The sequence below is a fragment of the Loigolactobacillus binensis genome (assembly GCF_005405165.1).
Taxonomy (GTDB): domain Bacteria; phylum Bacillota; class Bacilli; order Lactobacillales; family Lactobacillaceae; genus Loigolactobacillus; species Loigolactobacillus binensis.
The window spans coordinates 72,830-93,162 of record NZ_BJDN01000005.1 but is presented as its reverse complement, the minus strand read 5'-3'; the positions used below and the strand labels follow the sequence as shown (position 1 = coordinate 93,162).

Annotated in this window: 25 protein-coding genes; 18 read left to right on the top strand and 7 right to left on the bottom strand. The window is 45.1% G+C overall.

The window, feature by feature from the left end; translation table 11 throughout:
- Positions 1 to 265: 265 nt before the first annotated feature.
- Together FFM78_RS03790 and FFM78_RS03785 are read left to right on the top strand one after the other, a co-directional pair.
- Positions 266 to 1,084, top strand: coding sequence for a glycosyltransferase family 2 protein (locus tag FFM78_RS03790; protein WP_137637112.1), 819 nt, complete (start codon positions 266 to 268; stop codon positions 1,082 to 1,084).
- Between the two features lie 17 nt (positions 1,085 to 1,101).
- Positions 1,102 to 1,758, top strand: a complete 657-nt coding sequence (locus FFM78_RS03785; protein WP_137637111.1) for a carbonic anhydrase family protein — start codon at positions 1,102 to 1,104, stop codon at positions 1,756 to 1,758.
- Between the two features lie 122 nt (positions 1,759 to 1,880).
- Here FFM78_RS03785 and FFM78_RS03780 read toward each other — a convergent pair whose 3' ends face one another.
- The 4 genes from FFM78_RS03780 to FFM78_RS03765 form a co-directional block, all read right to left on the bottom strand.
- Positions 1,881 to 2,567 (bottom strand): hydrolase, encoded by a 687-nt coding sequence (locus FFM78_RS03780; RefSeq protein WP_137637110.1) that lies wholly within the window; start codon positions 2,565 to 2,567, stop codon positions 1,881 to 1,883.
- 81 nt (positions 2,568 to 2,648) lie between these two features.
- Entirely contained in the window at positions 2,649 to 2,981 is a 333-nt protein-coding gene (locus tag FFM78_RS03775) for a hypothetical protein (protein WP_137637109.1), read from the bottom strand.
- Positions 2,982 to 2,989: 8 nt separating this feature from the next.
- Positions 2,990 to 3,760 carry a tyrosine-protein phosphatase gene (locus FFM78_RS03770; RefSeq protein WP_137637108.1) on the bottom strand — a complete coding sequence of 257 codons (771 nt, stop codon included), beginning with the start codon at positions 3,758 to 3,760 and terminating at the stop codon, positions 2,990 to 2,992.
- Positions 3,761 to 3,885: 125 nt separating this feature from the next.
- Positions 3,886 to 4,122: a hypothetical protein gene (locus tag FFM78_RS03765; protein ID WP_223877000.1), complete on the bottom strand. Its 237-nt coding sequence runs from the start codon at positions 4,120 to 4,122 to the stop codon at positions 3,886 to 3,888.
- A gap of 324 nt (positions 4,123 to 4,446) precedes the next feature.
- Here FFM78_RS03765 and FFM78_RS03760 point away from each other — a divergent pair, with 324 nt between their 5' ends.
- The 13 genes from FFM78_RS03760 (at position 4,447) to FFM78_RS03700 (ending at position 16,217) form a co-directional block, all read left to right on the top strand.
- Entirely contained in the window at positions 4,447 to 5,841 is a 1,395-nt protein-coding gene (locus tag FFM78_RS03760) for an FAD-binding oxidoreductase (protein WP_137637106.1), read from the top strand.
- A 306-nt stretch (positions 5,842 to 6,147) separates the two neighbouring features.
- A complete protein-coding gene (gene larD, locus FFM78_RS03755) occupies positions 6,148 to 6,864 on the top strand; it encodes a D/L-lactic acid transporter LarD (RefSeq protein ID WP_137637105.1) in 717 nt (238 codons plus the stop codon).
- A gap of 139 nt (positions 6,865 to 7,003) precedes the next feature.
- The gene (locus tag FFM78_RS03750; RefSeq protein WP_137637104.1) at positions 7,004 to 7,426 is read left to right on the top strand and encodes a GNAT family N-acetyltransferase; all 423 of its coding nucleotides are present in this window, start codon (positions 7,004 to 7,006) and stop codon (positions 7,424 to 7,426) included.
- 133 nt (positions 7,427 to 7,559) lie between these two features.
- The gene (gene rsmG / locus FFM78_RS03745; protein WP_137637103.1) at positions 7,560 to 8,294 is read left to right on the top strand and encodes a 16S rRNA (guanine(527)-N(7))-methyltransferase RsmG; all 735 of its coding nucleotides are present in this window, start codon (positions 7,560 to 7,562) and stop codon (positions 8,292 to 8,294) included.
- A gap of 107 nt (positions 8,295 to 8,401) precedes the next feature.
- Positions 8,402 to 9,166 (top strand): ParA family protein, encoded by a 765-nt coding sequence (locus FFM78_RS03740; RefSeq protein WP_137637102.1) that lies wholly within the window; start codon positions 8,402 to 8,404, stop codon positions 9,164 to 9,166.
- The gene (locus tag FFM78_RS03735) at positions 9,159 to 10,028 is read left to right on the top strand and encodes a ParB/RepB/Spo0J family partition protein (protein ID WP_137637101.1); all 870 of its coding nucleotides are present in this window, start codon (positions 9,159 to 9,161) and stop codon (positions 10,026 to 10,028) included. The genes FFM78_RS03740 and FFM78_RS03735 overlap by 8 nt, the downstream gene beginning before the upstream one ends.
- Before the next feature lie 28 nt (positions 10,029 to 10,056).
- Complete coding sequence (locus tag FFM78_RS03730; protein WP_137637100.1) at positions 10,057 to 10,248, top strand: DUF951 domain-containing protein; 192 nt, start codon at positions 10,057 to 10,059, stop codon at positions 10,246 to 10,248.
- 61 nt (positions 10,249 to 10,309) lie between these two features.
- The gene (ychF, locus tag FFM78_RS03725; RefSeq protein WP_137637099.1) at positions 10,310 to 11,410 is read left to right on the top strand and encodes a redox-regulated ATPase YchF; all 1,101 of its coding nucleotides are present in this window, start codon (positions 10,310 to 10,312) and stop codon (positions 11,408 to 11,410) included.
- A gap of 12 nt (positions 11,411 to 11,422) precedes the next feature.
- A complete protein-coding gene (locus FFM78_RS03720; protein ID WP_137637098.1) occupies positions 11,423 to 12,115 on the top strand; it encodes a DUF1129 domain-containing protein in 693 nt (230 codons plus the stop codon).
- Positions 12,116 to 12,513: 398 nt separating this feature from the next.
- On the top strand, positions 12,514 to 14,001 hold the full coding sequence (gene guaB, locus FFM78_RS03715) for an IMP dehydrogenase (protein WP_137637097.1): 1,488 nt from the start codon (positions 12,514 to 12,516) through the stop codon (positions 13,999 to 14,001).
- Positions 14,002 to 14,168: 167 nt separating this feature from the next.
- Positions 14,169 to 14,603 (top strand): SHOCT domain-containing protein, encoded by a 435-nt coding sequence (locus FFM78_RS03710; RefSeq protein WP_137637096.1) that lies wholly within the window; start codon positions 14,169 to 14,171, stop codon positions 14,601 to 14,603.
- A 15-nt stretch (positions 14,604 to 14,618) separates the two neighbouring features.
- Positions 14,619 to 15,248, top strand: a complete 630-nt coding sequence (locus tag FFM78_RS03705) for a hypothetical protein (protein ID WP_137637095.1) — start codon at positions 14,619 to 14,621, stop codon at positions 15,246 to 15,248.
- 66 nt (positions 15,249 to 15,314) lie between these two features.
- Positions 15,315 to 16,217, top strand: coding sequence for a YihY/virulence factor BrkB family protein (locus FFM78_RS03700; RefSeq protein ID WP_137637094.1), 903 nt, complete (start codon positions 15,315 to 15,317; stop codon positions 16,215 to 16,217).
- Between the two features lie 11 nt (positions 16,218 to 16,228).
- On the opposite strand, the gene rbsK is transcribed toward FFM78_RS03700, so the two are convergent.
- A complete protein-coding gene (gene rbsK, locus FFM78_RS03695) occupies positions 16,229 to 17,158 on the bottom strand; it encodes a ribokinase (protein ID WP_137637093.1) in 930 nt (309 codons plus the stop codon).
- Between the two features lie 129 nt (positions 17,159 to 17,287).
- Positions 17,288 to 17,476: a hypothetical protein gene (locus FFM78_RS03690; RefSeq protein WP_223876999.1), complete on the bottom strand. Its 189-nt coding sequence runs from the start codon at positions 17,474 to 17,476 to the stop codon at positions 17,288 to 17,290.
- A gap of 139 nt (positions 17,477 to 17,615) precedes the next feature.
- Between FFM78_RS03690 and FFM78_RS03685 the strand changes: the two genes are divergently transcribed.
- From FFM78_RS03685 to FFM78_RS03675, 3 genes are all read left to right on the top strand, one after another.
- Positions 17,616 to 17,942 (top strand): hypothetical protein, encoded by a 327-nt coding sequence (locus FFM78_RS03685; RefSeq protein ID WP_137637092.1) that lies wholly within the window; start codon positions 17,616 to 17,618, stop codon positions 17,940 to 17,942.
- A 368-nt stretch (positions 17,943 to 18,310) separates the two neighbouring features.
- Positions 18,311 to 19,411: a prephenate dehydrogenase gene (locus FFM78_RS03680; protein ID WP_137637091.1), complete on the top strand. Its 1,101-nt coding sequence runs from the start codon at positions 18,311 to 18,313 to the stop codon at positions 19,409 to 19,411.
- Positions 19,412 to 19,413: 2 nt separating this feature from the next.
- On the top strand, positions 19,414 to 19,944 hold the full coding sequence (locus tag FFM78_RS03675) for a shikimate kinase (protein WP_137637090.1): 531 nt from the start codon (positions 19,414 to 19,416) through the stop codon (positions 19,942 to 19,944).
- Between the two features lie 144 nt (positions 19,945 to 20,088).
- Here FFM78_RS03675 and FFM78_RS13795 read toward each other — a convergent pair whose 3' ends face one another.
- Positions 20,089 to 20,238: a hypothetical protein gene (locus FFM78_RS13795; RefSeq protein WP_171001829.1), complete on the bottom strand. Its 150-nt coding sequence runs from the start codon at positions 20,236 to 20,238 to the stop codon at positions 20,089 to 20,091.
- Positions 20,239 to 20,333: the final 95 nt, after the last annotated feature.

The window sequence follows — 20,333 nt, the reverse complement described above, 5'->3', positions numbered from 1 at the left end:
TTTTTAAAATATCGTTCGTGTTTAACTTGAATACAGCACCTATATTACTATGAATAAGGGATATTTACAATATAAAACTGAACATTTCGGTTTAAATGCTTGATCTTAATTAGTTGCTGCCCCACTTTTTCAGCTGGGTGTTGGCCAAATTATTCAGCAAAACATGATTTTTAAACGCGATTCAACGGTGTTTTTGGTATACTGAGGCTGAGCTGGTGCTTATGAGTAGAATTTTTCTAAACACGCGCTAAGGGTGGTGACGAATGTGGCAAAACAGTTTACGGTGATTGTACCGTTGTATAATGTGGCGGCTTATTTGGCGCGTTGCCTTGCTAGTTTGCAGGCGCAAACATATACTGACTTCAACGTGTGGTTGATCGACGACGGTTCAACTGATAACTCGGCGGCATTGGCCAAAACGTGGGTACAAAAAGATCAGCGCTTTCATCTTTACCAACAACCGGCTAATCGCGGTGTTTCGGCGGCGCGGAATGTTGGTTTGCGGCAGGCACAAGGGGACTATGTCTGTTTTGTTGACGGCGACGATTGGTGTGAGCCGACTTATTTAGCCAGTTTTGCCGAACAAATGGCGCGGCCGCAAGCAGATATGGCCCTGTGCGGTTACTATACTGATTGGCCTAGCCTGAAGGTATTGTTGGGCAGTACGACCCAGAAAGTGTTGACGCAACCGGCTATGTTGGCGGCCGTTTTGAAACCTAGTGGCGATGTTCGGGGGTTCTTGTGGAATAAATGTTACCGTTTGGCCGTGATCCGGCGGTTTCGGCTTCAATTCGACGAGAAAATAACGTTGCTAGAAGATCAATTGTTCAACGTGGCGTACGTCCTGCAGACGCAGTGTTTTTACTACGCGGCTACACCGCAATATCATTATTTAACGCGTAAAGATAGTGCGATCCATAAATGGTCACCACAAAAACTGACTGCAGAACTGCAGGCTCTCAATCAGATCCAGCAACTGCTCAATCAGCATCCAGAACTACAGTTTAGCGAGTTACTGGCGCAACGCCGCCAACAGGCCCGCCAGAATTTGACCACACATTTACACCAGGTCGCTAGAAAATAAGATAGGAATGGTTTGTTATGGTAGAAAAATTAGATTACACGCAACAAAATACATGGTCGTTTACTAGCGGGCAACAACAGTCACCGATCGCCTTAAGTGTAGCCTCCAGCCAAGTGGTCGAGGCACCAGATTTGTTTGAATGGCAAGTTCCTTATTATGGCGAAATGCTTAGCGATCAGGGCAATAACATGCAGTTGACCGGTAAGGGGTTTGCTAAATTGGATCGGCGACATTATCGGTTTGTCCAATTACATTTTCACGCGCCGGCCGAGCACACGATCGAAGGCCAGCAACCAGTAATGGAGTGGCATTTTGTGCATGAAAATGCTTTAGGTCAAAAGGCCGTTGTCGCTGTTACCGCCATCATTGGGCAGGCTAATCCGCAGCTGGATCAATTATTAGCTGCTTTTGTCCCTAACACTGCACTGCCAGTACCAGAAGATGTTTTGCTGACCACATTATTACCTACTAAAGGGTTGATCTATCGTTATATCGGCTCGCTGACAACACCGCCACTAAGTGAAGGGGTCGAGTGGTTTGTCGCAGCGGAACCGTTAACCGTTTCGGCCCAACAATTAGCGCAATACCGCGAACTATTCCCACAGGATAATAATCGGGCACTGCAAGCGTTGAATCAGCGCGCGATCATGGGTTATGACTTAAACGGCAAGTAAGTTCTTATTTAAGTTTAAATAGAACGCAATCACCAAATAACGCCAGCAAAAGTAGATTTTTACTACTTCTGCTGGCGTTATTTTAGTTAGACTAAAGATGGGACTAAACAAGCTTTAACCCATCATTTCTTGGTCGTTCGGGCAATTTCTGCAGCACGGTAGCGGGCCATTTTTTTACTGAAAAGTTCGCCGTTACTAGGCGGGGTATAGGTGACGGCATTAGCACCAGCCGCAATGACCGCCGCGATGTCGGCAGTGGTTTTGCCACCGGTGGCAATGATCGGCAGATCGGGGAATTGTTGCCGGACTTGGGTCACGATCTGTGCGGTTTGTTGACCGCCAGAAATGTTAACAATATCCACACCAGCAGCTAACCGTGGTTGCAACTCAGTTTGTTCCGTAACAACGGTGAGAATAATGGGAATATCCACCACTTCATTGATCGCGCTGATCGTTTCGATCGGTGTGGGGGCATTGACGACCACCCCTAGGCTACCTAAACTTTCGGCAAAGAGGCTAATATTGACCGATCGTTGGCCATGAGTTAGGCCACCACCAACGCCTGCAAATACGGGAATATCGGCGACCATACTGATTCCTTGCATAATAGCAGGATGGGGTGTAAACGGATAAACTGCGATCACCGCATCGGCATTGGTATTTTTAATGATCGCCATATCGGTAGAAAAAATAATTGAGCGGATTCGTTTACCAAAAATAATAATGCCACTGGCTGTTCTGATGATCGCCGGCATTTTAACAAGGTCTTGCCGTAGTTCAGTCATGATTTCTGGCGCCTGGGGTTTCATCAACAGTACCACCTTTCAAAAAAATTTTTAGTGCCTTATTTTAAAATATGCTCGGGATAGCAAACAACCAGCCAGCGCAGCTCAGTTATTTTGAGCGACGTTATTTTCTTGCAAAACCGCGTTGGTTGCGTTTTTGAAGGCGGCTTGCTTGGCGCTATTTTCCGGTTCATCGTGTAATTGTGCCTCGGCGATCGCCCAAGCGACTATCGCAGCAGTTACTCTGAGCTCATCGGCTAATAGAGTAAAAGCATAATTAGCGGTTAACATTTTGGTTAGATCCCGGTAGCGCCGCCGATTAGAGATTTCGCGAAACTTGTTGCCGTCCTTCCGGCTAGTTGCTTCGAAAATCAATAGTGGTGATTCCCGAGCAGCGCTGATAAGTTGATTTTGCAGTTGTTTCATTTTTGGTGACATAGTTGGCCTCATTCTAAATAATTTGTGCGCAAAGTAGCGATATCTGCCGTTGTAAGGCCAAGTTGATCGATCAGGTAACGTTCGATCCCACCTAGCGCTTGGAGCGTTGCAAAAACAGCATCAAAATTTGCGTCCTCAACGGATAGGGTTTGGTTCATCCGATTACTTAGATCTTCACTTTCATTTTGCGCGACCACTTGTTGGAGACTTTGGCGATCACCGGCACCAAAGATCTGGTTAGTCAGCAAATAATCACGTTTGATCGTTTCTGGGGTTACGCCCAGCGCGCTAAGCACTAGCATCGCTCCGACACCTGTTCGATCCTTGCCGGCGGCACAATGGAATACGACGCTTTCTTGTTTGCCAGTAGCGGCCAGCATCGCTTGAAAAATAGCCCGCCAAGCCTGTTGTGGGTGCGGATCAGCAACCATTTGCTGATAGACTTGGGAAAACATGGCCCAGTGTTGATCTTTCAGCTGAATGTTTAACCCACTTAACGCGTCCCGCTTAGTGAATGGGTAGACTGGTGCCGGGATCAGTTTAGTTGCCGCTGGTAAACGATCAGGAAAAGAAGTCATTTCGTGCTCAGAACGTAGATCGACATCGTAACGCAAGCCGTAGTTACCTAAGGCGGCAATATCACTAGGTGTTAATTCATCGAGGCCACCCGCTCGCAAAATTTTTTGCCATTTTACTTGGCGACCATCAGTTGTTGGGTAGCCACCAAGCTCACGAAAGTTAATGCCACCTTCCAGGTCAAGTACACGCTGCGGTTCCATAGCAATCGTTCCCTTCTTATCACAATTATTGGTGGATAATGATGTTAATTATACCACCGCGGGTAGTTCGTAAAGTGCTAAAATGATGCAAAAAAACGCCCAGCCAGTAGCCGTGCGTCTTTCGTTTATAATCGTCCCGAATAGATCATGAAACTGATGTAGCAAACATCGGCGTTAGGTAATTTATAACCGGTATTGATATTACTGCCGTCGTCTTCATGTAAAACCACGAATTCGCCAGTACCGTAGTCTTGTTGATTAAGGTAGTTGACCAATTTTTCGTCGCATTCGGCCAAGGTTTTACCGGTAACGATCCGTTTGTTCCAGCCGCGATGGATCGCGTTATTTGTGTTTGTATTCATCAAAATCATCCCCTATACGTGTCTAATTTAAGTATGAGCTTTGGCCGATACGCGGTCAAGTTTTTCTCTGCTACCGCCACAGGTTAAAGCAATTGAAAAACGCTGACCAAGCATCGCCTTAGATCCCAGCTTAAAATGTAGCCCAAGAATTTAGAGATCGTTGTCGGCCGCAGGTGTGTGAAGCTAAAGCCACCAGCTAATCATTGGTTTAGTTGCATGGCTCAGTCAATTGTTTAGGCAAGGCGAATTAATTGCGCTTACTTTTAGTCATCGTTATAATCTGAGTATCAGAACATTATTTTATTTTGAAAGGGAGTTTTAAACATGGCGTTTTTCCCGGCTTATGATGATACAGAAATTATTGATTATTTACGTGAACAGACCCCGAATGCTGACGTTATTTTTGAACCAAGCGAACTAGCAAAGCATCAATCCGGTAAATATGGTATGGGAACGGGTGCCGGACAACTGTTAGCTTATATTGAAGTTGCCGATGTGGCAGATATTCAAGGTGTTTTACGCACAGCACGTAAATTCCACTTACCTGTGATTCCGCAGGCTGCCGCAACTAGCACTGTGGCTGGTTCTGACGGTATTGACCACGGCTTAATGCTTTCCACGCGCCGGATGAATAAAATTATTGATGTTAGCCGGGCTGATCAGGTAGCAGTGGTTCAACCTGGCGTGATCAATCAGGACTTAGATAATATGGCCCGTAAAGTTGGTATGTTCTACGCACCTGATCCAGGTTCTAAACCGTTGTCTGCTATTGGCGGGAATGTGGCTACAAATGCTGGCGGAATGAGTACTGTTAAGTATGGTGCCACCCGTGATAATGTGCTAGGGGTTAAAGTGGTGCTGGCTGATGGCCGTGAACTGTCCTTAGGGCACCGGACGTTGAAACAGGCTTTCGGTTATAATTTAACCCAATTATTCGTTGGTTCTGAAGGGACTTTAGGGATCATTACCGAAATAACCGTCAAATTAATGCCAATTCCGCTGGGGCAGCCGGTTACCGGAATGGCGTTTTTCCCAGATATGAAAACTTTAGCTGCGGCAGTCACTGAGATCCGCGCTTCTGGTGTTTATCCAGCAATGTTAGAAGCCTTAGATAGTGCAACAGTTGCAGCTTTGGATCGTTATGAGGGAACGCATTATGCCCAAGGTAGCAGTGCCTTACTGATCTTAAGATTAGATGTTGGTGGCGATGTGGCACTTAACCGGGTCAAAGAAATTTTGGCTCATTTTGCGGCGCAGCATTTAAGTGTGACCAGTGATCCCGATGAACAAGCTGCAATTTTGAAATTACGGCAAGATATGTTACCAGCAGTCTTTGCTAACGGTAATCACGTTATGGAAGATATGGCGGTGCCATTATCTAAATTAGCGGCTATGATGGATTATATTGCTAAGCTTGCCCAAGAATTAGATGTGGAGATCTATACTGCTGGCCATGCTGGTGATGGGAACGTTCACCCAACCTTGATCTGGCCTAAGGAACAAACAGAAGTCCCCCAGAAAGTCACCCAAGCCCTACAATTAATGTTCCGTGAAGCCTTACGTCTAGGCGGAACGATCTCTGGTGAACATGCAGTCGGTTTATTAAAGAATCAATGGAACAATGAAGAGTTAGGTGAGGGTGTTGATCAATTACAACATCAGATCAAGGCCTTGCTCGATCCCTTTAACTTATTGAATCCGGGACGCAAAATTAATTGATCACAAGGTAGTTTAAGCGGCAGTCACCAATTATTGGTGGCTGTTTTTTAGTGGAATGTGAAATTATCTGTTAACTCAGATTGAATTATGGTATGGTTATTCAGGTGGTTTTCATGCAAGAAGGTAAACAGCGCTATATCTGGCTTGTTAAGCTTTTGAATTTATACATAAAATAACCGGCGAAGTGGACAGTCGCAATCACGACTGCTTTTTTGTTGCCTAAGAGCCTGAAACAGCCACCAAAAATGACACGGTCAACTTTTAAGTGTAATTAAGCGATACCGTCAAAATTCAGGAGGAAAAGTTTTGGTTCATCATTTATTAGCAGAGTTCATGGGCACGGCGCTGATGATCATCTTTGGTGTTGGCGTTCATTGTAGTGAGGTTTTGAAAGGCACTAAATATCGCGGTTCTGGCCATATTTTTGCGATCACAACTTGGGGTTTCGGGATCACGATCGCCTTGTTTATTTTTGGCGACGTGTGCATCAATCCGGCTATGGTATTAGCGCAATGCTTGCTGGGCAACCTTAGCTGGGCATTATTTATTCCGTATTCAGTTGCCGAAGTACTAGGTGGGATCGTTGGTGCTGTGATCGTTTGGATCATGTACGCTGATCACTTCAAAGCTTCAGAAAATGAAATTTCACCGATCACCATTCGTAATTTATTTTCGACGGCACCTGCTGTACGCAATTTGCCCCGTAACTTTTTCGTCGAATTCTTTGACACCTTCTTATTTATCTCCGGTATTTTAGCTATTTCAGAAATTAAAACGCCAGGGATCGTGCCGATCGGTGTCGGTTTGCTAGTTTGGGCCATTGGGATGGGCTTAGGTGGACCAACTGGTTTCGCTATGAATTTGGCCCGGGACATGGGGCCGCGGATTGCCCACGCTATTTTGCCGATTAAAAACAAGGCTAATAGTGACTGGCAATATGGGATCATTGTGCCTGGAATCGCACCCTTTGTTGGGGCTGCCTGTGCAGCTTTGTTTATGCACGCCTTTTTCGGGATCAGCTAATTTGATTCATTTAACCGGTTGTGTAGGTGTAAAATAAGATTACCGATAATGTTTGGAAGAAGGAGCCGTAACATAACTTGCTTATGTTACAGTTTCTTTTTTTGTATCATGCTGGATTCAAATTAGGGAGGAATAAGCGATGGAGATTCGTTGGGCGACTAAGGCTGACTTGCCACAGTTAGCACGAATTTATTTACTTGTGCGGCAAACCACCTTTACTTGGGTGCCGACACCGCAATTGGCAGATCTACGGCGAGAAACACAGGGAGAACGATTATTGGTGGCCACGATCGACCAACAAATTTGTGGTTTCGCGGCTTTCTATCGACCGGCTAATTTTGTTCATCTATTGATCGTTGCTCCTGTTTGGCAGAGCCATGGTGTCGGCCGGGCCCTCTTACAACAGTTGCAGCGCAAATATCAGCAACCACTACAATTAAAATGTGTTCAAGGTAATACGGCGGCACTGGCCTTCTACGCTCATTTAGGGTTTAAAATCGTTAAAATTAACACCGCTTCCCAGCCGCCAAACGTTACTTTACAGGCGACCCATATGCTTTAGAGCGGATCTTAAAGTTAACGCCGCATTTTTGGCAAGCACGACTTGCATTTGGCAGTGATTTTCGGTACAGTTAATAGGTGTGTGAAACATTCGTGTTTCACGAAAACTGATGTCAAGCGAAAGGACGGCAGCCATGACTCCGACTACTTTTCAAGCGGCTTTAGCTGAACAGGGAATCACCTTATCTGATCAGCAAATGGCCCAATTTCACCGTTATTTTGAAGTGCTGGTCACCGTTAATCAGCAGATGAATTTAACCAATATTACGGCGGAACCGGAAGTTTATTTAAAACATTTTTACGATTCATTGACGCCTAGTTTTTATTTACCGGCGTTACGGACGACAGCATTAAGTATTTGTGATATTGGTGCTGGTGCCGGATTCCCATCAATTCCTTTAAAAATTGCTTTTCCGCAATTGCAAGTGACCATTGTGGATTCTTTGAATAAGCGGATCAACTTCCTCAATCAATTGGCAGGAGAATTAAATTTAGCTAATGTGGCCTTTTACCATGATCGGGCCGAGACTTTTGGCAGTAAACGAGGCGAACACCGGGAGCAGTATGATCTAGTGACGGCACGTGCGGTAGCGCGGTTAAACGTGCTCAGTGAGCTTTGCCTACCACTAGTTAAGAAAGGCGGCCATTTTGTGGCTTTGAAAGGACAATTACCTGATGGCGAGCTAGCAGAAGCGGACTATGCGATCAGCAAGTTAGGCGGCAAATTAAGCACGACCACTGCGTTTAATTTGCCGGAAACCGGTGATCAGCGCCACTTGATCGTGATCGCTAAAAAACGGCAGACGCCTAAAAGTTATCCGCGTCGTGCCGGTATCCCTAATCGTGAGCCCCTGGTGGCCGCAGATTAATTGGGGTTCTTTCAGCTTTTGTTTGGGTTGAATTTATCGAAATGGATTAGCTAAGCACCATTGCAAAACAGATGTTGGTAACTTCTATAGTGAAAGGAACTGAATTTATGGCACAAGTGATCGCCATCGCAAATCAAAAAGGCGGCGTTGGTAAAACAACCACTGCGATCAATCTCGGTGCCTGTCTGGCCGAGTTAGGCGCACGGGTTTTGTTGGTGGATGCCGATGCGCAGGGAAACGCCACAAGTGGCGTTGGCATTGAAAAAAGTCATATTGCCCATGATATTTATAATGTATTGATCGATGAATATCCGTTAGTACAAGCTATTCAGCAAACGCAACATCAAAATTTGGCTATCGTTCCGGCAACGCTGCAATTGGCGGGTGCTGAAATCGAGCTCACTAATTTGATGGCCCGTGAGTCGCGCTTAAAGTTAAGCTTAGCGCCTGCACGGAAGCTATATGATTATATTCTGATCGACTGTCCACCGGCGCTAGGTAATTTGACTATCAATGCCTTTACGGCTAGTGATAGTATTTTGATCCCAGTTCAAAGTGAATATTATGCCTTAGAGGGCTTAAGTCAATTATTGCATACAATCAAGTTGGTTCAGAAGCACTTTAACCCTGAGCTACGGATCGAAGGGGTCTTACTGACGATGTACGATGCGCGGACTAATTTAGGCGCGGAAGTAGTCGCCGAAGTACGTAAATTTTTCCCGCAACAAGTTTACCAAACGATCATCCCCCGCAACGTGCGCCTGTCCGAAGCGCCTAGTCACGGGCTACCGGTGATCGATTATGATAGCCGTTCTAAAGGCGCGGAAGTCTATGATTTATTGGCAAAGGAAGTGTTAGCTGCTCATGAGTAAGCAAAATAAAGGACTTGGGCGTGGAATGGACGCGCTATTCAGTGATTTTAATGAGTTCACCACGCCGCAAGCCAGTGAGCAAGTCACTGCGCTTGCCTTAAAGGAGATTCGGCCTAACCCCTACCAACCACGCCGGCAATTTGACGAAACGGCGCTGCAAGAGTTAGCCGCTTCGATCAAGGAAAATGGTGTTTTTCAACCTGTGATCGTGCGTCAAAGTATCAATGGCTACGAACTGATCGCTGGTGAACGGCGTTTTCGGGCGTCTAAATTGGCTGGTAAAACAGAAATTCCGGCGTTGATCCGAGAAGTTGATGAACCGATGATGATGGAGATCGCGGTGCTTGAAAATTTACAGCGCGAAGACTTGAATCCATTGGAAGAAGCCGCTGCCTATGATATGCTGATGAAGAAGCTACATTTGACGCAAGAGCAAGTGGCTGCTCGCTTAGGTAAGAGCCGGCCCTATATCGCTAATTATTTGCGTTTACTGACTTTACCGGCTAAGGTGAAACAATTAGTTGAAGCCGGCGCGCTGTCCATGGGGCAAGCGCGGACCTTGCTTGGTTTAAAGGATAAAAGTAAAATGGCGGCGGTGGCGCAAAAAACGATCAAGGAACAATTGACTGTGCGGGAACTCGAACGGTTAGTGAGTCAGTTAAACACCATCAAGCCAGCTAAGCCAGCGGCGCAGCCTCATAAATCGGCATACTTAAGGGCCAGCGAGACGCAGTTGCAACAGCATTTTGGCACTAAAGTTAATATTACTGCTCGTGGTGATAAAGGCCAAATTGAGATCAACTATTTATCGACTGAAGATTTGAACCGGATCTTGGATTTGCTGGGGATCAGTGCGGATTAGTTGGTTCAGAACATAAGGGGGAAGTACGATGTTTGATCTAAATGATATCGTTGAAATGAAAAAACCGCATGCTTGCGGCGCTAATCGGTGGCAAATTATTCGTGTGGGCGCAGATATTAAGATTCAATGTACCCAATGTCAACATATTGTCATGATGTCGCGGCGTGATTTTACCCGTAAAATGAAGAAAGTTTTGGAAAAAGCAACAGATAGCGAATAATATTTATAGTAGGCGTGATGGCGTTCACCACGCTAATTCTAGAAAGCGAGTGACAATAAAAATGGCATTAACTGCAGGAATTGTCGGCTTACCGAATGTCGGCAAATCAACATTATTTAACGCAATCACGAAGGCCGGTGCGGAAATGGCGAACTATCCTTTCGCCACTATTGATCCTAACGTTGGGATGGTGGAGGTGCCGGATGCACGTTTGGCGCGGATCGACGAAATTATTCCAGCTAAAAAAATCGTACCAACGACCTTTGAATTCACTGATATTGCCGGTATCGTTAAGGGTGCTAGCAAGGGTGAAGGTCTAGGCAATAAGTTTCTCGAAAACATTCGCCGCGTTGACGCTATTGTACACGTGGTACGGGCTTTCGATGACGATAATATTACCCATGTGACTGGTAAGGTTGCCCCACTAGATGATATTGAGACCATCAATCTTGAATTAGGCTTGGCCGATCTAGAAAGCGTTAATAAACGTTTGGCAAAGGTAGAGCGCGAAGCTAAATCACGGGATAAGGATGCGTTGGCAGAATTAGCAGTTTTACAAAAGATTCAACCGGTGCTAGAAAATGGTGGTTCTGTTCGTTCGATCGAGTTTGATGAAGATGAACAGCCGATTGTTAAGGGCTTGTTCCTCTTGACGGCTAAACCAATTTTATACGTCGCTAATATTGCTGAGGACGACATGGCGGAACCTGAAAAATCAGTTTATGTTCAGCAGATCACCGAATATGCTGCTAAAGAAGGCGCTGAAACGATTGCTGTTTGTGCAGAAACAGAAGAAGAAATTGCCGAATTGGATGATGCGGATAAAGCCGATTTTCTTGAAGCTGAAGGCGTTGAAGAGCCAGGCCTGAATCGTTTGATCCGCGCTTCGTATCATCTGTTAGGATTAGGGACTTTCTTTACCGCTGGTGGTAAAGAAACAAAAGCATGGACGTTTAAGCGTGGCATCAAGGCACCACAGGCGGCTGGTATTATCCACTCTGATTTTGAACGGGGCTTTATTCGCGCCGAAACGGTTTCATTTGCGGACTTAGATCAGTATGGTAGCATGCAAAAGGTCAAGGAAGCTGGCCGGTTGCGCTCAGAAGGTAAAGAATATGTCATCCAAGATGGCGATATCGTTGAATTTAGATTCAACGTTTAATGGAGGGTAAGTATGAGTGAGGATAAGCAGGGGCGCAATTCTGGTGTGCAGCAACACAAGCCGACTAGTAGAGTGCCTGAAGAATTGACTAAAAGAAACCAAGATTATTTATTCCATTTAAAAAAAGCATTAGCCGAAACTAAGTTAACGCCGGAAAAACAGCAAGCGGCTATTGATGATATGGTGCCCCAGATGTTGGCTGCCCAGAAAAAAGGTCAGACGGCGCGCCAGCTATATGGTACCGTTGCGGAACGGGTCACGGCGATCATCGAAGGGCCGAAAGCTGACCCTAATGCACCGCAGAATAAATGGTTATTGATGATGGATAGCTCATTAATGGTTTTCATGGTGTTCAATCTAATGTACGGCCTGATGTTCTTGTTTAGCAGTCGTTCAAAAGTTCAAACGGGACAAGCAGGTATTCTATCAGAAGTGATTCTGGCGGTTGTTGCCGGCTACGGTATTATGATGATGCAGTCAACATTTGCGGTACGTGGTAGCAAACGACCACCAATTTGGCGGTTGATCATGTACGGGGTGATCTTCTTCATTGTGCTGACTGGGACCTATACATTAGTGATGCTGATCCCAGGGCCGTTGAATGCTAATCTACCGGCAACAGTCTATATTGTGATCGGGGCCGTTACGTTGGCCGCACGGCTTTACCTTAAACGGCGCTTTAATATTAAAAACACTGTCTTTTAAGCGCGCAAGAATTTAATAGCACTGCTAAAAGTAGTTTTTTCGTTACTTTTAGCGGTGCTATTTATTTGCTAAGTATTACTAAATTGAGCACCGCTAGGACGATTTAATTGCTTGGGTTAAGTCAATATTCAACTAATAGCGGCTAGAATGAAATCTGATTAAGGTATCTGCGCCGTTTTTCAGGTTAAACGGCCGCAATTTACTTCAACAATTATTTTTTATCCGAACAATAATATAAAGTCATTAAATTATATATGGAAAACACGAACATAAGATATTGTTTCTTAAATTTTGTTTATGAAAAAACGATTAAAAACCCTTGACGCTACCGGTTATCTCTGGTAAGTTAGTCGGTAAACTAAAATCTAAGTTAACTACCGAAGGAGTGGATAATCGCCATGTCTAATTGGGACACGAAATTTGCGAAACAAGGTTATACGTTTGATGATGTATTGTTAATTCCTGCAGAGAGTCACGTTTTGCCGCACGATGTTGATGTCAGTGTGCAGCTAGCTAAGAATTTACACCTGAATGTACCGATCATGAGTGCCAGCATGGATACGGTCACGGAATCAGAAATGGCGATTGCGATGGCGCGCCAAGGTGGCCTAGGCGTGATCCATAAAAACATGACAATCAAACAACAAGCCGATGAGGTGCGCAAAGTTAAACGTTCTGAAAGTGGCGTTATTGTTGATCCATTTTATTTAACTCCAGAACATTCGATCCAAGAAGCTGAAAATTTGATGAAGCGGTATCACATCAGCGGTGTGCCGATCGTTGATTCTTTGGATAACCGTAAATTAGTGGGAATCATCACCTTCCGTGATATTCGTTTTGTTAGTGACTATACGGTTGCTATTGATACTGTCATGACGAAGGAACCTTTGGTGACAGCACCAGAAGGCACTTCTTTAGCAAATGCAGAAAAGATTTTGCAACAACATAAAATCGAAAAATTACCTTTGGTTGATGATGCTGGCCGTTTAAGTGGCTTAGTTACGATCAAAGATATTGAAAAGGCAGTCGAATTTCCTAATGCCGCCAAAGATGACCAGGGTCGTTTATTAGTTGCGGCTGCAGTTGGCGTTACTAGCGACACTTTTGAGCGCGCTGAGGCCTTGCTTGAAGCTGGTGCTGATGCGATTATCATTGATACTGCTCACGGGCATTCTGCCGGTGTGATCCGCAAAATCGGTGAGATCCGTGCACGCTTCCCGAAGGCAACGCTGATCGCTGGAAATGTTGCGACAGCTGCGGCAACGCGGGCACTGTATGATGTTGGTGTCGATGTTGTCAAGGTCGGCATTGGCCCTGGTTCGATCTGTACAACCCGGATCGTTGCCGGTGTCGGGGTACCACAGTTAACTGCTATTTACGATGCTGCTAGTGTGGCCCGTGAATATGGCAAAACGATCATCGCTGATGGCGGGATCAAGTATTCCGGTGATATTGTTAAGGCTTTAGCCGCTGGTGGTAATGCGGTGATGCTCGGCTCAATGTTAGCTGGAACTGACGAAGCACCCGGCGAATTTGAAATTTATCAAGGTCGGCGTTTCAAGACTTATCGTGGCATGGGCAGTATGGCCGCAATGGACAGTTCCCACGGCTCTTCCGATCGTTATTTCCAAAGTGGGGTTAACGAAGCCAACAAGTTGGTACCGGAAGGAATTGAAGGTCGCGTTGCCTATAAAGGTAGTCTTGCCGATATTGTTTACCAAATGGTCGGTGGTCTTCGTGCCGGAATGGGTTATGTTGGCGCAGCTAATTTACAAGGTTTGGCTGACGATGCGCAATTTGTACGGATATCTGGCGCAGGCTTACGGGAATCACATCCCCATGATGTGCAGATCACCAAGGAAGCGCCTAACTACTCAGTTCAATAAGTTTTAACGGCTATTTAAAAATATTAGCGAAGGTCATGGCGTAGTTTACTTACGGCATGACCTTTTTTGTGGTGAATGAAAAATACTCTGGTGGGAATGTTGTGCTTCGTTACTTAGCAAGGTAAACTTGAAGTACGAATACTCGGTGTGAAGAGGGGGTTAGCCTGATGGAAATTAAAGTCAAGAAGCCTAGTGCGGTTAAATTATTTTTAGATGAACAAAACTTAGTCATCCAGCAAACGGTTAAATCTGGATTGCGCCGTAACTTGGTGACAACGAATATTCCGCGGACCACAATGATCGGAATGGAAATGCATAAACCTACCGCTGCTACCAATGGGCACTTGCAACTGACCTATAAAATGACCAAGGAAGCGCCGGAACAAAATATTGAATTCTGGTTTATGGCAACGGATGAACCTTTTATTCTGACATTACAACAAATTTTAGAACAACAGATCGATAAAAATAGTGCCTGGGGTGAAGATGATTTTGTGGCCAACGGGCAGTTGATCATGGATTATTTAGCAATGCGGGATCAAGGGCTACTGACCGATGAAGAGTTTGAAGCCAAGAAACGAGAAATATTACGCCTGGATTAAGGGAGGTAAGCGATTATGGCCAAGCAGCGGCAAAAACAATTAAAAAATAAACTTAAAAATTTACAACGTGCGACCCAGGAACGGCAACGACGTTTAATTAAAACAACACCACAAAACGAAAATGCGCTGGCCCAGAATTTAGCGCTATTATCAGATGAACAGCCTCAATCAAGCGCGCTTGAAACGGCGCTTGATATTGAAAAAGTTCCGATCACTAAACAGCCAGATGTTTTGGCTGATCTACGGCAGTTAATTGCCGAGCAAAAACTGACGCCTTTGCCTGCTAGCCGTTTGACACCTGCGCAATTAACCGCTTTGACCGCTGCATTACCGTTACCACTACCACGTGGTTATCAACAAATGTTACGGGAATTAGGTGCTTTACAAGGCTTTGGTTACTTCTTTGCCGGTTGCAGTCAAACTAACGTTGCTGCCGATTTAGTTTATTTAAATCAAGCAGCGCGGCACGATTTATTAACGGCAAGTCAGGCGAAACAATTGTTAATTTTTGCCGCCAGTGAGCAACGTTACTTGGCCTTTTCCTATGCCCAGGCTGGAGCGCCGCGCGTTGTTCGTGGTGATGGTCAACAACAAACTGATTTGGCTGCCAATTTTGCAACGTTTGTGGCGCGGCTTAGTGAATAACGCCGGTCTTTTCTTTTTTATGGTCGGACTTGCTATACTAGATCTAGAAAGCGAGGCGGGGCGGCAATGAAAAAAATTCGGCAGCAATTAACTTATTGGCAACGAAAAAGTGCGCCGTTGGTAGCCGCCTACTCGGCCGCCAATATTAGTAAAAATTCAGTGGTGGTTGCTTACTACGCGCTGCTGTCGATTTTTCCATTACTACTTTTTCTCGGTAATTTGTTACCGTTCCTGAATATTCCGGTTAAGGAAGTATTGACCTATATTCAAGCGTTATTACCACATTCGATTTATAAAATGTTGGCGGCACAGATCAAAATTTTCTTAACGGAAGGTAGTGGCAGCTTATTATCCGTTGGGGCCGTTGTTACATTGTGGTCGGCCAGTCGGGGAATCGTCAGCTTGCGCGATAGTATTAATCAAGCTTACGGTATTAAAACGCCACAGAACGCCTTATTAGCACGTTTATTTTCATTGATCATGACGCTTTTTTTTGTTTTAGTCGTTATGATCTTAGTACTAGTTTTTGGGTTCGGTCAGGATATTCTGGATTACATCGGCCCGCGCTTAAACTTACCGGTAATGATCACCCGCGTGTTTGCACAATTAAAATTACCAGTAACCGGGTTAATGTTGCTGATTATTTTACTGTTACTGTTTTATTTTCTTCCTAATGTGCGGTTACACCTGCGCTGTGTTCTTCCGGGCGCCTTATTAACCGGTGTCGGCTGGTTGGCTTTATCGCAATTTTTTGCCTTATATGTGCGCTACTTTGCCCGCTCAGTCAGTAGTTATGGTGCGATCGGGACCTTCATCGTCTTTATGTTTTGGTTGGTTTTTATTGCGGAGATCATGTTATTCAGCGCCTTCCTAAATCGCTTGACCGAAGAATATTTTTACGGCAAAATTCAACCGATTCCCGGTAAATTACGGGATTGGTGGGAACGACGCCATAATAAAAAAGCGTGATCATTGTAAGATCACGCTTTTTGAATATCGCCGTCGGCTAAAATTTCGCTTAGGTGGGGGATCGAAGGTTGAGCCCCTAGTTTTTGGACGGTCAGTGAGGAAGCTTTATTGGCAAAGCGGATGGCACTGGCTAAATTACTAAGGTCACCTTGTAATTGGGAACTTAACGCACCGATAAAGGTGTCACCAGCTGCGGTTGTATCCACGGCATCCACTTTAAAAGCCTTGATGAAGCCTTGTTCTGTTTTCGTTTGATAATAAGCACCTTTAGCGCCGACAGTAATGATCACTGCCTTAACGCCTTGGTTGAGCAAAGCGTGGGCCGCGGCCTGCATACTAGGTTCATCGGTGACTTTGATCCCAGTTAAAGTTTCGCTTTCGGTTTCATTAGGAACGATCAAGTCAGTTAATTTAAGTAATTCAGGGTCTAAATCGGTTTTAGCCGGTGCCGGATTTAAAATAGTCGTCACGCCAACCGATTTAGCGTAGCGAAAGGCAGCTAAAGTGGTGGTCAAGGGCGTTTCAAATTGTGCGATTAAAAAGTCCGCGGCATCGATGCTGGCTTGCGCTCTTTCGATGTCCGCAATTTTAATTTCTTGATTAGTCCCACCATCAACTAAAATGCTGTTTTGGCCCTCATCATCTAACAAAATAAAGGCTTCACCGGTATCCGCGTAATTACTAGTACTGATCTGGGTAATGTCAATTTGTGCGGCTTCTAAGGCCCGGCGCATTAGTTTACCATTCGGATCGTCGCCAACCTTACCGATAAAAGCCGTTTCGGCCTTTGCTCTGGCCGCGGCGATGGCCTGATTGGCACCTTTACCGCCGCCGGCCACTTGCTTACCGCTCATGGCTAGAGTTTCGCCTGGTTTAGGTAAACGGGAAATCTGTAGAATCGTATCGACGTTGATGCTACCAAGAATCGTTACGTGAGTCATAATTACGCCTCCAAAGTTAAATTTATCTCCATTATACCTAAGCAAAATAGGTTTAGGCAAAGAAATAAGTGGCATAGCGTATAAAAATAGCGCTGTGCCATGATTCACAGCGCAACGCTATCATTAAGTTTAACGATATTGCCGTAGTGCCCGTTGATATTCAGCAGTTGTTAGGCGACCCGCAGCATATTCGCGCGCTAACATTGCGCGGTTCATTGGCCGTTGGCTACGCACTTTAACTGCCTGCAATTGCCGGAAATTAACGCCGATCAAGCCAGCCATTAATAGGATCATCAAAATACTTAATTGGATCATCATGGTCACCACCACTTTCTGTTTAAATCGTTACTATACATCTATTGTACCCCTTAAGCACCATTTTTGGCGATGATTTAGTTTAAGAAAAGGTGAAAATTTGTTACAGTAGAAAGTAATTCTAATAAAATGAGGTAAAGCTATGTTTGAACCAACAAAAAAACGGCAAACAACGGATGAAGTTAAAGCGCGCGTTCCTGCGGCTGTGATCAGCTTATTGTGGCAAACCATCAGTGATTTTCGGCAGCAAAAGAAAATCGTTTCTTCACCGTTAGCAATCGCGTTTAGCGACGATCATGATGATACCAATATTTACGTTTTAGTCATGCAGGAAAATGGTCATGTTGCCGAAGAAGTCACATTAGCTTATAATGGGCCGACTGATTTCTTAGGGCAAGGCACCATCGTGATCGTCACGGATAAACAGAAAAGTATTAATATGACGCTTAGCGCAGTTAACAAGGACTAAGCGCATTATTAAGCGCGCTTAAAACTAGTTACTGGTCAAAATAAAGTTGACGCTTTTCATTTCATGTGCTATTCTCATAATAATTTAATATTCGGATTTGTTGGCACAATGCTTACAGTAGTGTATTACCTCAGTGAACAGAGAATTGGCGGTCGGTGCAAGCCAAGCAGGGTAATAAAACGAATTATTTTGCGGCAGCAATGGGTTTAACCATTATCGATGAATAAGTGCAGAATAATTTCTGAAGCTGGGTGGTACCACGGTAAATCGTCCCTGTTGTCATAAGACAGCAGGGACTTTTTTTATAGAATGGCTAAAGGAGCCGTTTAACGGACTGTTTTAAATAAAAATGAAATGAGGTGTCAGTCATGACAACAGTGGTTATTGAAGGCTTAGGTTTGATCGGTGGTTCACTCGCGCTTGCGCTTAAACAGGAGGTGGCTGACACTTATCTGATCGGACTTGATCGTGATCTGGCCGGCCTACGCTTTGCTAAACAAACGGGGATCATTGATGAGATTGGGACAAGTTTAACGGCGGTGGCGTCACGGGCCGATGTGATCATCTTAGCGACGCCGGTCAAAAATATTGCAACTTCGCTCCAGCAATTAACGACGGTTACTTTGAAGCCCAACGCTATCGTTACTGATACCGGCAGTACCAAACAGACTGTGCTGGCTGCTGCTGCACCATTAGCGGCACAAGGTATTACAGTGATCGGCGGTCATCCAATGGCAGGTTCACACAAATCGGGGATCCACGCCGCTAATGCTGACTTATTCCGCAGTGCTTACTTCTTCTTGGTGCCACAACAAAATGTGGCACCACTACAAGTGGCGCGGCTACAACGTTTGTTGGCCGGAACGCACGCTAAGTTTTTACAGGTGGCACCCGCCGAACATGATCACATTGTGGGGATGCTCAGTCATGTTCCCCATATGTTAGCTGCTACATTAGTCAATGAGACGACGCAGCAATTTCAGGATTCACCGACGGCGTTGCGGTTGGCTGCTGGTGGTTTTCGGGATATGACCCGGATCGCTTCATCCGATCCGCAGATGTGGGCCGATATTTTATTGACCAACACTGCTGAGATCCAACAGATCCTTCAGCGTTATATCGCAGATCTGACCGATTTAGAGCAAGCGATGACGACCCGTGATCAGACTGCATTATTGAATTTTTTCAAGCAAGCTAAGGTCACGCGCGATGCGATCAATCCTCAAAAAGCAGGGGCGATTCCCGGATTTTTCGACGTTTTTGTTGATATTCCTGATCGAACTGGGGCCATTGCGGAGGTGACCACGATCTTGGCGCAAGCGCAAATTCAACTAGTTAATATTCAAGTGTTGGAAACGCGTGAAGAGTTAAGTGGTATTTTACAGTTAACCTTTTCCAGCGCCGCCGCACAAGCGCAGGCACAGCAATTATTAGCTGCACAACAAATCAATATCCTAAGGAGGGCGTAATAATGTTAGATGTTATTTTAGTTGGTTTCATGGGCACAGGCAAAACAACCGTTGGTGAGGTGTTAGCCGCTAATTTTAAACGTCCGCAAATTGATTTGGATGACGAGATCGTGGCGACTGCCGGAAAATCGATCAAACAGATCTTTGCTGATTCTGGAGAACCTGCTTTTCGAAAGTTAGAGACCGAAGTTTTACGGCAGGCCTTTGCTAAAAGTGGTATTTTATCCACTGGTGGTGGGGTCGTTGAATCAGCGCCAAATCGTGAATTATTACAGCAAACTGCGATCCCAGTGATCTACTTGCAAACTGGACCGACAACTATTTTTGAACGGATCAAAGATGATGATGGTCGCCCCTTAGTCCAACAATTAGGCGAAGCGGGCTTACGTGACTTATGGCAACGGCGCGAGCCACTCTATCAATCTGTGGCCAACCACATCGTAGTTACCGATACCCAGACACCAGAACAAGTTAGTCAACAGATCCAACAGTTTTTGGCCCAAGTAGCACTGAATCAAGAAAAACTAGCCTGAGGTAAAAAAATCAACGTTGACCGCGTTATTTTGTGGTCGTAACGTTGATTTTTTGTTACGGCGCAACGCAGCTCAAGTGTGGTAGAGCACTACTTCAACCCCAGCGTTTAATTAAGCCGTAGTCTAAATTGATGTTAACCGGGTCTATTTATGGCGGCGACTTTTGATCAGAAGTATGGCCAATGTTGGGACCAAAGCTAACAACCACCAGGGACTGATGTGCGCACTGAACCAGAGTTCAAAACCAACTGCAAGTAGAAAGCCAACCATGAGTAGATAGTATTGCCAGGCCATTATTCAGCACCTCCGTGGTAGCATTTTTCTACCTTAAGTATAAATGATACATTGCTTAAGTAAAACAAAAAAGCAGCCTATTCAAAACGGAATAG

Bases quoted from the DNA above. Each gene is read 5' to 3' on its own strand.
- ychF (WP_137637099.1), top strand. From the start codon at position 10,310: ATGGCATTAACTGCAGGAATTGTCGGCTTACCGAATGTCGGCAAATCA.
- guaB (WP_137637097.1), top strand. From the start codon at position 12,514: ATGTCTAATTGGGACACGAAATTTGCGAAACAAGGTTATACGTTTGAT.
- rbsK (WP_137637093.1), bottom strand. From the start codon at position 17,158: ATGACTCACGTAACGATTCTTGGTAGCATCAACGTCGATACGATTCTA.
- FFM78_RS03750 (WP_137637104.1), top strand. From the start codon at position 7,004: ATGGAGATTCGTTGGGCGACTAAGGCTGACTTGCCACAGTTAGCACGA.
- FFM78_RS03685 (WP_137637092.1), top strand. From the start codon at position 17,616: ATGTTTGAACCAACAAAAAAACGGCAAACAACGGATGAAGTTAAAGCG.
- FFM78_RS03775 (WP_137637109.1), bottom strand. From the start codon at position 2,981: ATGTCACCAAAAATGAAACAACTGCAAAATCAACTTATCAGCGCTGCT.
- FFM78_RS03710 (WP_137637096.1), top strand. From the start codon at position 14,169: ATGGAAATTAAAGTCAAGAAGCCTAGTGCGGTTAAATTATTTTTAGAT.
- FFM78_RS03690 (WP_223876999.1), bottom strand. From the start codon at position 17,476: ATGATGATCCAATTAAGTATTTTGATGATCCTATTAATGGCTGGCTTG.
- FFM78_RS03770 (WP_137637108.1), bottom strand. From the start codon at position 3,760: ATGGAACCGCAGCGTGTACTTGACCTGGAAGGTGGCATTAACTTTCGT.
- FFM78_RS03760 (WP_137637106.1), top strand. From the start codon at position 4,447: ATGGCGTTTTTCCCGGCTTATGATGATACAGAAATTATTGATTATTTA.
- rsmG (WP_137637103.1), top strand. From the start codon at position 7,560: ATGACTCCGACTACTTTTCAAGCGGCTTTAGCTGAACAGGGAATCACC.
- FFM78_RS03680 (WP_137637091.1), top strand. From the start codon at position 18,311: ATGACAACAGTGGTTATTGAAGGCTTAGGTTTGATCGGTGGTTCACTC.
- FFM78_RS03700 (WP_137637094.1), top strand. From the start codon at position 15,315: ATGAAAAAAATTCGGCAGCAATTAACTTATTGGCAACGAAAAAGTGCG.
- FFM78_RS03765 (WP_223877000.1), bottom strand. From the start codon at position 4,122: ATGAATACAAACACAAATAACGCGATCCATCGCGGCTGGAACAAACGG.
- FFM78_RS03785 (WP_137637111.1), top strand. From the start codon at position 1,102: ATGGTAGAAAAATTAGATTACACGCAACAAAATACATGGTCGTTTACT.
- FFM78_RS03735 (WP_137637101.1), top strand. From the start codon at position 9,159: ATGAGTAAGCAAAATAAAGGACTTGGGCGTGGAATGGACGCGCTATTC.
- FFM78_RS03730 (WP_137637100.1), top strand. From the start codon at position 10,057: ATGTTTGATCTAAATGATATCGTTGAAATGAAAAAACCGCATGCTTGC.
- FFM78_RS03720 (WP_137637098.1), top strand. From the start codon at position 11,423: ATGAGTGAGGATAAGCAGGGGCGCAATTCTGGTGTGCAGCAACACAAG.
- FFM78_RS03675 (WP_137637090.1), top strand. From the start codon at position 19,414: ATGTTAGATGTTATTTTAGTTGGTTTCATGGGCACAGGCAAAACAACC.
- FFM78_RS03740 (WP_137637102.1), top strand. From the start codon at position 8,402: ATGGCACAAGTGATCGCCATCGCAAATCAAAAAGGCGGCGTTGGTAAA.
- FFM78_RS03780 (WP_137637110.1), bottom strand. From the start codon at position 2,567: ATGAAACCCCAGGCGCCAGAAATCATGACTGAACTACGGCAAGACCTT.
- FFM78_RS13795 (WP_171001829.1), bottom strand. From the start codon at position 20,238: ATGGCCTGGCAATACTATCTACTCATGGTTGGCTTTCTACTTGCAGTT.
- FFM78_RS03705 (WP_137637095.1), top strand. From the start codon at position 14,619: ATGGCCAAGCAGCGGCAAAAACAATTAAAAAATAAACTTAAAAATTTA.